14 protein-coding genes are annotated in these 12289 nt (G+C 66.3%); 2 read left to right on the forward strand and 12 right to left on the reverse strand.

Going from position 1 to position 12289, the window contains the following annotated elements; genetic code table 11:
• Positions 1 to 4: 4 nt before the first annotated feature.
• The 8 genes from KT882_RS19805 to KT882_RS19840 form a co-directional block, all read right to left on the reverse strand.
• Entirely contained in the window at positions 5 to 598 is a 594-nt protein-coding gene (locus KT882_RS19805; protein ID WP_161074232.1) for a pilus assembly PilX family protein, read from the reverse strand.
• Positions 586 to 1767 (reverse strand): PilW family protein, encoded by a 1182-nt coding sequence (locus KT882_RS19810; protein ID WP_161074233.1) that lies wholly within the window; start codon positions 1765 to 1767, stop codon positions 586 to 588. Before KT882_RS19810 ends, KT882_RS19805 begins: the two co-directional genes overlap by 13 nt.
• The gene (locus KT882_RS19815; RefSeq protein WP_161074234.1) at positions 1767 to 2207 is read right to left on the reverse strand and encodes a type IV pilus modification PilV family protein; all 441 of its coding nucleotides are present in this window, start codon (positions 2205 to 2207) and stop codon (positions 1767 to 1769) included. The genes KT882_RS19810 and KT882_RS19815 overlap by 1 nt, the downstream gene beginning before the upstream one ends.
• 7 nt (positions 2208 to 2214) lie before the next feature.
• Positions 2215 to 2847: a pilus assembly FimT family protein gene (locus KT882_RS19820; protein ID WP_228893123.1), complete on the reverse strand. Its 633-nt coding sequence runs from the start codon at positions 2845 to 2847 to the stop codon at positions 2215 to 2217.
• Positions 2835 to 3269, reverse strand: coding sequence for a type IV pilin protein (locus KT882_RS19825; protein ID WP_161074236.1), 435 nt, complete (start codon positions 3267 to 3269; stop codon positions 2835 to 2837). The genes KT882_RS19820 and KT882_RS19825 overlap by 13 nt, the downstream gene beginning before the upstream one ends.
• 112 nt (positions 3270 to 3381) lie before the next feature.
• Positions 3382 to 4800 (reverse strand): sensor histidine kinase, encoded by a 1419-nt coding sequence (locus tag KT882_RS19830; protein ID WP_228893124.1) that lies wholly within the window; start codon positions 4798 to 4800, stop codon positions 3382 to 3384.
• Complete coding sequence (locus tag KT882_RS19835; protein WP_161075044.1) at positions 4793 to 5473, reverse strand: response regulator transcription factor; 681 nt, start codon at positions 5471 to 5473, stop codon at positions 4793 to 4795. Before KT882_RS19835 ends, KT882_RS19830 begins: the two co-directional genes overlap by 8 nt.
• Before the next feature lie 108 nt (positions 5474 to 5581).
• Positions 5582 to 5890 carry a hypothetical protein gene (locus KT882_RS19840; protein WP_161075043.1) on the reverse strand — a complete coding sequence of 103 codons (309 nt, stop codon included), beginning with the start codon at positions 5888 to 5890 and terminating at the stop codon, positions 5582 to 5584.
• Positions 5891 to 6116: 226 nt separating this feature from the next.
• Here KT882_RS19840 and KT882_RS19845 point away from each other — a divergent pair, with 226 nt between their 5' ends.
• Positions 6117 to 8171, forward strand: coding sequence for a methyl-accepting chemotaxis protein (locus tag KT882_RS19845; protein ID WP_161075042.1), 2055 nt, complete (start codon positions 6117 to 6119; stop codon positions 8169 to 8171).
• Here the strand turns inward: KT882_RS19845 and KT882_RS19850 are convergent.
• Positions 8168 to 8476, reverse strand: a complete 309-nt coding sequence (locus KT882_RS19850) for a hypothetical protein (RefSeq protein WP_223149400.1) — start codon at positions 8474 to 8476, stop codon at positions 8168 to 8170. The two genes, KT882_RS19845 and KT882_RS19850, sit on opposite strands and share 4 nt — an antisense overlap.
• Before the next feature lie 281 nt (positions 8477 to 8757).
• On the opposite strand from KT882_RS19850, the gene KT882_RS19855 reads away from it, so the two are divergent.
• Positions 8758 to 9570: a Crp/Fnr family transcriptional regulator gene (locus KT882_RS19855; protein ID WP_161075041.1), complete on the forward strand. Its 813-nt coding sequence runs from the start codon at positions 8758 to 8760 to the stop codon at positions 9568 to 9570.
• Here KT882_RS19855 and KT882_RS19860 read toward each other — a convergent pair.
• The 3 genes from KT882_RS19860 to KT882_RS19870 form a co-directional block, all read right to left on the reverse strand.
• Complete coding sequence (locus KT882_RS19860) at positions 9473 to 10984, reverse strand: CHASE3 domain-containing protein (RefSeq protein WP_161075040.1); 1512 nt, start codon at positions 10982 to 10984, stop codon at positions 9473 to 9475. The genes KT882_RS19855 and KT882_RS19860 overlap by 98 nt on opposite strands.
• A gap of 122 nt (positions 10985 to 11106) precedes the next feature.
• A complete protein-coding gene (locus KT882_RS19865; protein ID WP_161075039.1) occupies positions 11107 to 11739 on the reverse strand; it encodes a response regulator in 633 nt (210 codons plus the stop codon).
• A 144-nt stretch (positions 11740 to 11883) separates the two neighbouring features.
• Positions 11884 to 12288 (reverse strand): MerR family transcriptional regulator, encoded by a 405-nt coding sequence (locus KT882_RS19870; RefSeq protein ID WP_161075038.1) that lies wholly within the window; start codon positions 12286 to 12288, stop codon positions 11884 to 11886.
• Between the last annotated feature and the right edge of the window lies 1 nt (position 12289).

The raw sequence follows: 12289 nt of genomic DNA on the forward strand, positions 1-12289 counted from the left end.
GGCCTCAGGGACCCATCATCACCACGGACTGCGTCACGACGTTGCCGCCGCGCGGGCCATAAATGCGCGCTGTGATCACATAGTGCAGTTCGGGCATGGTGGCGTACTCGGAGCGGTCGCTCGACAGGCTGAGCCCGAGCCCGGTCTGGCTGGCCACCTTCTGCTTGGCCGCCGCCAGCGTGCAGTTGTTGGCCGGCGCGGTCGAGTTGTAGGCGCCGGGCAGCATGCACATGCGGTGGATCACGTACTGGATGCGGTTATGGGCGCTGTCGTCCACATAGGCCGAGCCGGCCCAGAAGTCCGGATGGTTCACGCCCTGGTTGGGCGCCATCGACGCCACATAGCCGGCCGCCGGAATATTGGCCACCAGCGTGGACTTGGGCTGCGTGGCCAGGAACTGGAAGGCCGTGTGCAGCCCCAGGTCGGCCGCCTTGGCCAGCGAGGAATCGTAGGCCAGGTTGCTGGTGGTCATGGTGCTGGAATTGGTCGAGCGCAGCAGGTATATGCTGCTGAGCATCATCACTGCCAGCATGATGAGCATGACGGGCAGCGCCACGCCGCGCTGGCGCAGTCCCTGAGCGGTATTCAGCTTTCCCATGTCGGCCTCCAGCCTGCGTTGCGGATAGGGATAATGGTTTCAAACACGCGGTAGCGGTAGCACTTCCAGCTCACGCTGTCGCCGGGCTGCGCCACTTCCACCGTGACCGGCACCGCCGTCACATTGGCCGGGCTGGCGGTGGCGAACACCACCGGCTTGGCCGTGGTGGCACTGCACTGGCCATTGGTGGCCGAAGGCTTTTCCGGCGCCTTGCTGCGCGCCACCACCGCCACGCGGATGGCGGCCACCTGCTGGTAGTCGCCGGCGCTGCCGGTGGCGGCGTCGCCGTCCGCATTGACCATGGTGTTGGACCACTGCGTCACCTGCAGGCCGGTGGCCGGATTGAATGCGCCGCTGGCAAAACCGTACTGGGCCTTGAGCGCCACGATGCCCTCCACCACCGTCGACGGCGCCGCCATGGCGCCGGCCAGGTTGGAGGCGCGCAGCATCAGCACGCTGTTCTGCACCGACCAGGTGTGCAGCGCCAGGCTGCGCGCCGGCCCCAGGTTGTAGACCCGCGCCAGATTCGCGGTGAAGGCGGCGCCCAGTCCGTTGCGGTTGTAGCGCGACTCGGCGTTGGCGGTGAAGGTGAGCACGGTGCCGAGGGGATCGGCGCTGAGCTGGGCCAGCGCGCAGTTGCCGCCGCGCGGCTCCGGCACCACCACGATGGCGTCGCCCTTCAGGAAGCCGAAGGGCGCGGCGGTGGAGATGCTGAGCGTGTCGCCGCCGGCGTAGTTGTCGCTGACCTTGACCGAGCCCACGCCGGTCGGCGAGCTGCCGGTGTTCAGGCTGATCTGGTCCGAGCCGTTGGCGTTGTTGGTGATCACCACCGCCGCCAGCGGCGTGACGGCCACGCCGCCGCGGTCGGCGGCGGCCAGCGCGTAGCCGGCGGTGTCGGAGAAGATGGTGTTGCAGCCGGCGACCAGGTCGTCGTTCATGCCCCAGCCTGCCTGGGCCGCGTCCTCGGTGATGGAAAACAGCGCCAGCATGCCGTTTTGCATCTGGTCCGAGCCGCCCAGCGACACCGACTTGTTCTGCTCGGAGTTCACGATCAGGCGGGTGGCGAACATAATGGCCAGCATGCCGACCGTGACGGCCACCATCAGCTCGACGACGGAAAAGCCGCGCGCGCCGGCGCGCCGGGGGGATGGGAAAGTCAGGCGGCGCATCAGGTCACCCTCGCGACATAGGAAGTGAGCACATGGCGGTTTTCGGCGCCCCCCGTCTTGCGCGTCCAGCGGATGCTGATTTCCACCATGGTGGTGGTGGCGCTTTGCGTCACCAGCCGCACCGCCACCTTGGCGCCCGGGATCTGCAGCTTGGTTTCCGCCAGCCAGGGCGCGATGGCGCCGCTGGGGGTGCCGTTTTCGGCCAGCGCGTAATCACCCAGGTTGGGCAGGTCGTTGCTCATGATGCCGAACAGCTTTTCGCCGGCAATGGTGGCTTCGGCGCGCATGCTGGCGTCCGACAGGGCCGAATACGAGCGCGCCTGCAGGCCCACCGTGCCAAGCAGGCCGATGGCGAGGATGACGATGGCGATCATGGCTTCCAGCATGGCCACGCCGCGCTGGCGCCATGCGGGACGCCGGGGAAGGCGGCAAGTTTTCATGGCGTGCTCACGGTGGGCAGGCGCGCGAGTCGGGCGCGGCCAGGACGGGGTTGCACTTGATGGACAGGCCGGACAGCGACACGGCCACCGCCACCGGCGGGATTTCGCTGGCGTGCGGACCGGCCGGATCGAGGCGGATGCGGCTCAGGCGGTCGGCATAGCCGGTGTCGACCCAGCCCAGCGAGGTGAAGTACACGGCCGAGGTGCCCTCCGGCTCCAGCTTGGGCACCAGCATGTCGCTTTGCGGCAAGGCATCCGCCGGGCGCAGCACGGATTTGTAGCCGTTCACGCCTTCCGGATCGGACGGCGCCGGCGTGCTGGTGGTGGACCAGGTGCCGCTGGTGTCGTTGCAGGGCACGCCCGGGGCCGGGAAGCACACGTCGACCTGCCAATCCATCTGGCCGTTGTTCACGTTCGGCGTCAGCACGATGCGGCTGGCGGCGTTATGCAGCACCGCCTGGCGGCGCGCCATGGCGAAGCCGTCGGCATAGAATTCGCCGGCCGAGACCGCCTTATTGCCGCTGATCCAGGTCGCCATGCTGGGGATGCCGATGGCCGCCAGCAGCGCCAGGATGGTCAAGCCTATCATCAGCTCGACCAGCGTGGTGCCGCGCTGGCCGCTGTCCATTAGTTGCCGCATACGCCCCCCGGACGGTCGACCCAGCAGCTGGTGCTGGTGCCCCACTCGGGCGTGGCGGTGGTGGCGCGGCCGCCATTCTGGTCCACCGTGTAGCTGAAGCCGGCTGCCTTGCCCTTGCCGGTGGCCGTGAGGACATAGGCCGAGGCGGTGGCGTTGGACAGGGTGTAGTCGAAATTGGCCGTCGACGAGGGGAAGTTGCTGGCGTTCTGGAAGCCGTCATAGGTGCGGCTGTTGGCCCAGAACTGCTCGGCGGCGGGCTGCGCGCCGCCCAGGGAAGTGAAGGCTTCGGTCAGCCTGGCCCGCACCACGTATTTGCTGTAGGCCGGCAGCGCCACCGCCGCCAGGATGCCAATAATAGCCACGGCGATCATCACTTCGATCAGCGAGAAACCTTGCTGCGAACCATGCTGGCTGCGTTTCATCTTGGTACGCTCCGTTATGTTGTCATAAGTCATGACAGCATGGTAGCGCTCCTAGCTTGCATTTCCCTGAAGAAATACTGACAAATTCCTGACAGCCGCACATTTGCCCAAATTAAGCGGCGGGAAAGCGCACCGAGAACAGCGCGCCCTGCCCCGCCTGGCCGCCGGTGGCGCTGGCAATGGCGATGCGGGCGCCGTGGGCGGCCGCAATGTCGCGCACAATAGCCAGGCCCAGGCCGCTGCCGGCCACCTTGTCGTCCAGCCGCACATAGCGCTTGAACACGGCCTCGCGCAGCGCCGGGGCGATGCCCGGCCCCGAGTCCTCCACCTCCAGCACCGTGCCCCCGGTCAGCGCCCCGCCGCCCGCCTCGCCGGGCATGCAGCGCACCGTCACCGTGCCGTGCTCGGGCGTGTAGCGGATGGCGTTGTCGATCAGGTTGTCGACCAGGTCGCGCAGCAGGAAGCGGTCGCCCAGCACCGGCGCCGGCTGCAGCTCGAAACCCAGGTCGATGGACTTGCGCGCCGCCTGCTCGACGAAATGCTGCACGGTCTCGGCCACCAGGGCGTCCAGCGCCAGCGGCTCGAGCCGGGTCTTTTCGAAGTGGCTGGGCTCGGCGCGCGCCAGCGCCAGCAGCTGGTTGGTCTGCCGTATCATGCGCTCGGTGGAGGACAGCATCAGGCGGATGGAATGCGCGGTTTCCGCCTCGGCGTGGCGATGGCCCAGCCATTCAAGCTGGGTCTGCAGGCCGGCCAGCGGGGTGCGCAGCTGGTGCGCCACATTGGCCAGGAATTCCTGCTGCGCTTGCGCGCCCTCGCTCACGCGCGCCAGCAGGCCGTTGAAGGCGTGCACCACCGGCGCCAGCTCATAGGGCACGCCCTCCTGCACGATGGGGGACAGCTGGTCGCCCTTGCGCGCGTTCAGGCCGGCGCGCATGCGCTCCAGCGGACGCAGGCCGTTGGTCACCGAGAACCAGATCAGGCCCACGCAGGCCAGGGTGAACAGGCTGTCGAGCAGCACCAGCGCACGGAAAATCGCCTGCCGCACCTGGGTGCGCTGGCGCAGCGTGCGCGCCACGCCGACGTAGGCCGGCGCAGGCGCTGCCGTCGCAGGCGCAGCGGCGGCCCCGCCCGCGCTGACTCGCAGCGCGGCGATGCGCACCGCTTCGCCGCGCATGGCGCCGTCGTAGGCCAGCGCCGCGCCGGCAGCCGCCGGCTTCGCGCCAGCCAGCGCGGGAAAGTCCGCGTCCCCGGCCAGCAGGCGGCCGGCGCCGTCGCGCACCACGAAATAGACCGCGTCGGCGTCGCCGTTGCGCAGCACTTGCTCGGCCTGCGGCGGCAGGTCGATGCGCCAGGCGCCGCCGGCCTCGGACAGGCGCGCCCCCAGCGCGCCGGCGGCGTCGGACAGGCTCTGGTCGAACGCGGCCTGGGCCGGCAGCCAGGCCAGCATATACGTGAGCGCGCCGCCCGCCAGGTTGATCAGCAGGATGGGCGCGATCAGCCACTTGAGCAGGCGCAGCCGGATGCTAGGCATGCGGCGCCAGCTCCAGCATGTAGCCGAAGCCCCGTATGGTGCGGATGGTCACGCCGGCGTCGGCGATTTTCAGGCGCAGGCGGGAGATATACACTTCCACCGCGTTCTGCGTCATGTCCTCGCCCCAGGGCAGGATGGCGTCGATGATCTGCTGCTTGGACACCACCCGCGCGCCGTGCTGCAGCAGGTATTCCAGCACCGCCCACTCGCGCGCCGACAGCTCGATGGCGCGCTCCTTGACGCGGGCGCGCTTGGTGCTGCCGTCCAGCACCAGGTCGCCCATGGCCAGCGCGGCGGCCTTGGGCGCGTTGCGGCGCGCCAGCGCGCGCAGGCGCGCCACCAGTTCCGGGGTGGCGAAAGGCTTGACCAGGTAATCGTCGGCGCCCAGTTCCAGGCCGCGCACGCGGTCCTCGATGGCGTCGCGCGCCGTCAGCAGCAGCACGGGAATGGCGCTGCCGCGCGCGCGCAGGCGGCGCACCACTTCAAAACCGTCTATGCCGGGCAGGCCGATGTCGAGCACCACCACGGCCACTTCGGCCGCGCCGGCGCGCTGCAGCAGCGCGTCGGCCTCGGTGCCGCTGCGCAGCACGTCGACCGCCATGCCGTGGCCGCTCAATACGCGGTGCAGGCCGTCGGCCAGCACCACGTCATCTTCCACCAGTAATACGTGCATAGCCTGCCTCATGTTTCACGCAGTCAAGGCTGCGCCTGCAGGCACTATAAGGGCAAGCACGGCCGATGTACAGCCGTGCGGGAGAGGGCGGAACCGGCGCGGGGCCGTTCAGATGGTGGTGCGGCGGCGCGTGCGGATGCGCGCGCCGTTGCCGTCGGTGGTGCTGTAGGCCCTGGTCGAGGACAGGCGGTACATCAGCACATCGCCCCCCACGCAGACCACCAGCGGCACCATCAGCATCAGCGCGTCGATGCGTTCCATGTTGCCTGCGAAACACACCTCGAAGAACAGCAAGGCGATCATCACGCAAGTCACCACGGCCAGCGACAGGAAGCAAAGCGCCTTCACCTGCTTCGATTTCCGCTTGCCCGACGCGACGAAATACGCGGCGCTGACGCAATGGAACAGCAGCAGCAAGGTAGTGCCCAGATAGAAATAGAGTACGGCGTCGATGACGGCTCCCTTCTTGTCACTTCTTCATAAAAATATAATTGAACTTCCCACCCGGAAAATTCTACCAAGAATGGCACGTTTCGCGGCGGAAAATCTATCGAATAATCACACCAGCCCGTTTTTCTTTCACGAAGTTGTAACAATCGGCAGGCATTATTGCAGCGTGGAAATTTTACAACGTGGAATATTGATGAATACCTTATTCGGCCCAGCCATCGCCCTGATGCAGCGCCTGCGCCTGTTTCCCAAATTCGTACTGGTGACGCTGGTTTTCCTGCTGCCGCTGCTCGTGGTCACGGCCTTGCTGATGCACGAACTGCACAAATCGCTGGCCGTGACCGAAGGCGAGCAACGCGGCGTGGCCTACATCAGCCAGCTGCAGCAGGTCAGCCAGCTGGTGCAGCAGCACCGCACGCTGGAACGGCTGCGCCTGGCCGCGCGCCAGCCGCTGGACGGCGCGGCGCTGCGTGGCGATATCGAAACCCGGCTGAAACGCCTGGACAACTGGCAGCAGGACGCGGCCGGCCTGGCGGCCCTGCCGGAGTGGACTGCGGTGCGCCAGACGTGGAAGACGCTGGCAGACCATCAGCCGACTATAAGCGCGAAGGACAGTATGGCAGCGCACAGTATGCTGCTGGGCCAGCTCGCCAAGCTGGGCACGCTGGTGGCGGACCGCTCCAGCCTCAGCCTGGACCCGGAAGTGCAGACCCACTACCTGATCTCCACCTTCCAGCAGACCTTGCCCGAGGTGGCGGAAGACCTGTCCGTGCTGGCCGCGCGCGGCGCCGCCTATATCGACAGCGGCCTGTTCGAAGGCAACGAGGACCAGCTGGTCAACGCCACCGCCTTGCTGGCGCGCCACAAGCTGGAGCGTTTGCCTGCCGAAGCCGGCACCATACTGCAGCACAACCCGCAGCTGAAAACGGCGCTGCAGCCGCACCTGGCGGCCGTGCCCGCGGCGCTGGCCTTTTTGGAGCGCAACAAGAACGAAGTGAGCAACTCCTACAACCAGACCAGCGGCAAGGAATTCAGCGCCGCCGGCAACGAGGCCATAGTCAAGCTGTACGGCTTCGCGGCCGCGTCCGCCGCCGCGCTGGACCAGCTGCTGGCCGAGCGCATGGCGCGCGACCAGTGGCGCCGCAAGCTGATGCTGGCCGGCGTGGCCGCCGCGCTGGCGGTGGCGGCCGTGCTGTTCGCCGGCTTCTACCTGTCCTTCTCGCGCGACGTGGCCAGCCTGAACCGCGCCGTGCAAGCCGCCGCCGCCGGCGACCTGGCGGTGGAGGTCCGCTCCCCGGCGCGCGACGAGATCGGCAGCCTGGTGAACTCCTTCGGCGCCATGACGCAGTCGCTGGCCCTGCTGGTGGACGATATCCGCAGCGGCGCCGGCCGCATCGCCGACGGCGCCGACGAACTGGCCAGCGGCAACGCCGCCCTGTCCGGCCACACCGAGGCGCAGGCGGACGATCTGTCCGCCACCGTGGCCTCGATGCGCGCCCTGACCGCCACCGTGCAGCGCAACGCGGCCCACGCCGAAAGCGGCCGCCAGCTGGTGCAAAGCGCCTCCGGCATTGCGCTGCAGGGCGGGCGCAGCGTGGCCGCCGTGGTCGACACCATGGCCGGCATCCGCGCCAGCTCGGACAAGATCAGCGACATTATCGGCGTCATCGACGGCATCGCCTTTCAGACCAATATCCTGGCCCTGAACGCGGCGGTGGAAGCGGCCCGCGCCGGCGAGCAGGGGCGCGGCTTCGCCGTGGTGGCCGGCGAGGTGCGCAGCCTGGCGCAGCGCTCGGCCTCGGCCGCGCTGGAAATCAAGAAACTGATCGGCGATTCGGTCAAGCAGGTGGAAGCCGGCAGCGCCCTGGTGAACTCGGCCGGCGCCACCATGACGCAGGTGGTGCAGTCGGTGCAGCAGACCGCCGCCATCATCGAGCAGATCAGCGCCGCCGAAGCGGTGCAGCGCGGCGAGATCGAACAAGTGGACCACGCCCTGGCGCGCATCGAAGACATGACGCGCCAGAACGGCACGCTGGTGCTGCAGGCCTCGGCCGGCGCGGACCGCCTGCACGAGGAGGCCGCCCAGCTGGGCCAGGCGGTGAGCCGCTTCCGCCTGGACGGCCACGCCGCCGAGGCTGCCGCCCCCGTCCGCACCGCCGCCGTGCTGGAAACCGTGGCCCCGGCCCGCGAGTGGAGCGCCAACCAGCCCACCATCGTGTCGCGCAAACGCGAGCGCCTGCTGGGCTAGCTTCCCGCGAAGGGCGTGCCGAACACGCCCACCGCCAGCTCCGCCCACGCCAGCAGCAGCACGGCCGCCATGGCCATGCCCAGCAGCAGCCTGCTGCGCGCGGTGCGGAACAGCCGCGCCAGGATCAGATAGACCAGGCCGGTGCCCGCCAGCAGCACGGCGGCGGCGGCAAAATCAAACCCGTCCCACGCCACCTCATCGGTGAACTGCATCGCCAGCAGCGGCGCCAGCAGTATCAGCGCCGTGCCCAGCGCCACCAGGCCTAGCTGCCGGCCGAACTGCTGCATGCCTGCATATCTTCCCATTTGCCTTCTCCTTTTGACCAAGTGCAGCCATCCTGGGCCGGTTTTGTGAAGCCAGTATGCGTTCCGCATGCGCCGCCGCGGTTAGCTGCGGTAGGACTGGGCTGACAAGGCTCCATGCAAGGAGCCTACACGGGAGCGGTGCCCCGTCTTATGTTCGCCAGGCACATACGAGCCTAAAGTGCTAACAACGCGATGGATAAAGTGGAGCGAGAACAGAAGCCCACCCGGAGATAGCAAACCGGCATCCCTTGCGGCCCTGTACTTAGCCTGTGAGGAACAAAATGAACAACACTCAACTTAGCAGCGATACCGCAAAACTGTCGCTCTCCCAGACGATGCCCGTCGGCTCGCGGGAATTCAAAGTTGCGTCCCGGCCGGTTGTCAGCTATAGCGGTACACAGCAGAACGAACTGCTGGCCGCCTTGCCTCGTGAAGTCCTGGAATCGCTGTTCGAACACCTGGAACTGGTGACCCTGCCCTTCGGCAAGGAGCTGTTCGAGTTCGGCAGCAAGCTGGACAATGTGTATTTCCCCACCACCGCCATCGTCTCGCTGCTGTACGTGATGGAGGACGGCGCCACCACCGAGATCGCGGTGGTGGGCCATGAAGGCGTGGTGGGCGTGTCGATGTTCCCCGGCGAGCGCGCCATGTGCAGCGCCGTGGTGCAGAGCGCCGGCTACGGCTACCGCCTGAAAGCCCAGCATCTGCGCGAGGCCTTCAACCAGGGCGGCGCCCTGCCCCAGCTGCTGATGCGCTACAACCACGCGCTGTTCGCGCAGATGGCCCAGAACGCCGTCGGCGGCCGCCACAGCTCCATCGAGCAGAAGCTGTGCCGCTGGCTGCTGGACCGCCTGGACCGCTCGCTGAGCAATGAGCTGAAAGTGACCCAGGAAATGATTTCCATCATGCTGGGCGTGCGCCGCGAAAGCATCACCGCCGCCGCCGGCAAGCTGCAGGAAGACGGCCTGATCACCTACCGCCGCGGCAACATCACCGTTATTGATCGTTCAGGCTTGGAACGCTATGCGGGCGAGTGCTATAAGGTGGCGAAGACGGAGTACGACCGCCTGCTGGTGGACGTGGCAGGCTGCTAGGCTGGCCCGCTTCGGCAAGATCGGCCTTGACGCGCAGCGGTATATGCACCTCGATACACGTCCCCTTGTCGTTGCGGCCGCGCCTGATGGTCAGGGTGCCGCCCAGCAGCAGCGCGCGTTCCCGCATGCCCAGCAGGCCATGCGACATCGGCTTCACCAGCGTGTTCGATTCGATGCCCACCCCGTCGTCGATCACGCGCAGCACCAGCAACTCCTCGCTGCACGTCAGCGTCACCGTCACCTTGGTGGCGCGCGCGTATTTGCGGATATTGGTCAGCGATTCCTGCACGATGCGGAACAAGGCGATGGCCAGGCTGGCGTCGCGCGCCTTGGCCACGCCGTCGATATGGCGCGCGATATCGGTCTCGCAGGGCAGCGTGGACATGCGGCTGAATTCTTCGCAATAGCTTTCGATGGCGGCGCACAGGCCCAGGTTGTCCAGCAGGCTGGGGCGCAGGTTTTCGATAATGCGGCGCTTCATTTCCACCGCGTCGAGCAAGGTGGCGCGGGCGCGCTTGAGCTGGCCCGCCAGCTCCGGATCGGTCTTTTGCAGCTGCTGCATGACGGCGCCCAGGTCCATGCTGATGGACGTGAGATGGGCGCCCATTTCGTCGTGCAGCTCGCGCGACAGGCGCACTTTTTCTTCCTCGCTGATGCTGATCAGGTGGCGCGACAGCACGGACAGCTGCTCGGTGCGCTGCGCCACCATGGATTCGAGATTGTCGTTCGACATCTGCAAGGCGTGCTCGACCGCCGCCTGGTTGCGGAAGCTGCGCCGCACCAGCTGGTAGAACATCACCAGCACGAAAATGGCCACGGCGTTGATGCCCATGCCCAGCAGCACGGTCTTCTGGTATTGCTGGTAGAAGCTGGCGCTGCGCGCGGCCAGGGTTTCGTTCTGCTCCTGCACCATGATGACGACCAGCAGGCGCAGCTCGTCCATCGAAGCGCGGTCGTCGCTGACCTTGGCGATGTTGACGATGTCGTCCAGTCCGCCATGCCGGTAGACCTCGATCGACTGCCCCATCAGCGCCAGCTTGCGCCGCACGATGGTGTGCAGCTGGGCCAGGTTTTTCAGCTGCGAGGGGCTGTCGGCCAGCAGCAGTTCCAGTTCCTTGAATTCGGCTTCGGTCTCGGCGGTGACGGTGCGCGTCGGCCCCAGGTAGGCCTCCTTGCCGGACACGAAATAGCCCCGCATGCTGCTCTCGGCGTCGAGCACCAGCACGTTCAGGTATTGCAGGCGTTCCGCCACCCGCGAGGACTGGCTCAACTGGAAGTTGGCGCCCCTGAGTGATTGCAGGTTGTGAAACAGGCTGAAGCCGTTCACGATCAGTATCAGTGCGCAGGTGACGCACAGTACGGTCTTGTACAGGGGCAGTCTGTGGTGGGGCGCCGCGTCGACGGTGAAATACATCCTGATAGGCATCCTTCGCTAGATGAGCAGCGTTTATGGCAGGGCCATTATAGACCCTGCCGTTTTTTGCTGCGCCGCACCAGTTTCCTAACGTGCGCGCCCCAGGTCTGCTCGACCCGTGCTTAGTCCAGCAAGTTGTTCTTCATTGCATAATAGGTCAGATCGCTGTTCGATTGCAGGCCCATTTTTTCCATGATGCGGGTGCGGTAGGTGCTGACGGTCTTGATGCTGAGCGACAGCGCCACGCCGATATCGCTCACCGTGGCGCCGCGCGCCAGGCGCAGGAAGACCTGGAACTCGCGGTCCGACAGCTCGGTGTGCAGCGCCGTGTTGGGGTCGCGGTCGAAGCTTTGCGCCAGCAGTTCGCCCACCTGCGAGCTCACATAGCGGCGGCCCTGGTGCACGGTGCGCACCGCCGTGATCAGTTCGTTGGCTTCGCATTCCTTGTTCAGATAGCCGTTGGCGCCCATCTTGAACAGGTTCAGCGCATACTGCTGCGCCGGATAGCCGGACAGTATCAGTACCGGCAGGTCCGGCTGGCCCTGGCGTATGGTGCGCAGCGTATCGATGCCGGACTGGTCCGGCATGGCGATGTCCAGCAGCAGCACGTCGCAAATCTCGCGGCGGGCAATATCCAGCGCTTCGCGCCCGGTGCTGCCTTCCGCCACCACATTAAAGTCGTCCTCGGACGAAAAAATCTGCTTGAAGCCAGCCCTGACTATTTGATGATCGTCACATATGGCAACGCGTATCATGTGCTCCCTCGTGTCTTCCGTGTATGGGAAAGTCCCGCGCTCCGCTTACAAAATAATAATATTATTACTGTAGCATGGCTATTGTACGCAAAAAAAAGGCGCTGTCCGCGCCCGTTGGTGCCGCCATTGCTGGCCGCAGGGCCTTCAGCCCAGCAGGGCAAGAATGGCCTGCAGTTCACTGCGTATCATGTCCCGGTCCAGCGGCGGCGGCGCCTGTACTGGCGGCGCCTGGTGCTCATACTCATCATACCCTGCCTGCGCCGGATCGGCACTGCGGCTATCGAGTTTGTTGCGCGCCCCGCTAATGGTAAAACCCTGCTCATATAACAATTCGCGTATACGGCGTATCAGCAACACCTCATGATGCTGGTAGTAGCGCCGGTTGCCGCGCCGCTTGACGGGCTTGAGCTGGGTGAATTCCTGCTCCCAGTAGCGCAGCACATGCGGCTTCACGCCGCACAGCTCGCTCACCTCGCCTATCGTGAAATAGCGCTTGGCGGGGATGGGCGGCAGCACCACCAGTTCGGACTTGCCTGGCCTATCGTTCATG

The organism is Pseudoduganella aquatica (genome assembly GCF_020865585.1).
Taxonomy (GTDB): Bacteria; Pseudomonadota; Gammaproteobacteria; order Burkholderiales; family Burkholderiaceae_D; genus Rugamonas; species Rugamonas aquatica_A.

Bases quoted from the DNA above. Each gene is read 5' to 3' on its own strand.
- KT882_RS19805 (WP_161074232.1), bottom strand. From the start codon at position 598: ATGGGAAAGCTGAATACCGCTCAGGGACTGCGCCAGCGCGGCGTGGCG.
- KT882_RS19810 (WP_161074233.1), bottom strand. From the start codon at position 1,767: ATGCGCCGCCTGACTTTCCCATCCCCCCGGCGCGCCGGCGCGCGCGGC.
- KT882_RS19815 (WP_161074234.1), bottom strand. From the start codon at position 2,207: ATGAAAACTTGCCGCCTTCCCCGGCGTCCCGCATGGCGCCAGCGCGGC.
- KT882_RS19820 (WP_228893123.1), bottom strand. From the start codon at position 2,847: ATGCGGCAACTAATGGACAGCGGCCAGCGCGGCACCACGCTGGTCGAG.
- KT882_RS19825 (WP_161074236.1), bottom strand. From the start codon at position 3,269: ATGAAACGCAGCCAGCATGGTTCGCAGCAAGGTTTCTCGCTGATCGAA.
- KT882_RS19830 (WP_228893124.1), bottom strand. From the start codon at position 4,800: ATGCCTAGCATCCGGCTGCGCCTGCTCAAGTGGCTGATCGCGCCCATC.
- KT882_RS19835 (WP_161075044.1), bottom strand. From the start codon at position 5,473: ATGCACGTATTACTGGTGGAAGATGACGTGGTGCTGGCCGACGGCCTG.
- KT882_RS19845 (WP_161075042.1), top strand. From the start codon at position 6,117: ATGAATACCTTATTCGGCCCAGCCATCGCCCTGATGCAGCGCCTGCGC.
- KT882_RS19850 (WP_223149400.1), bottom strand. From the start codon at position 8,476: ATGGGAAGATATGCAGGCATGCAGCAGTTCGGCCGGCAGCTAGGCCTG.
- KT882_RS19855 (WP_161075041.1), top strand. From the start codon at position 8,758: ATGAACAACACTCAACTTAGCAGCGATACCGCAAAACTGTCGCTCTCC.
- KT882_RS19860 (WP_161075040.1), bottom strand. From the start codon at position 10,984: ATGTATTTCACCGTCGACGCGGCGCCCCACCACAGACTGCCCCTGTAC.
- KT882_RS19865 (WP_161075039.1), bottom strand. From the start codon at position 11,739: ATGATACGCGTTGCCATATGTGACGATCATCAAATAGTCAGGGCTGGC.
- KT882_RS19870 (WP_161075038.1), bottom strand. From the start codon at position 12,288: ATGAACGATAGGCCAGGCAAGTCCGAACTGGTGGTGCTGCCGCCCATC.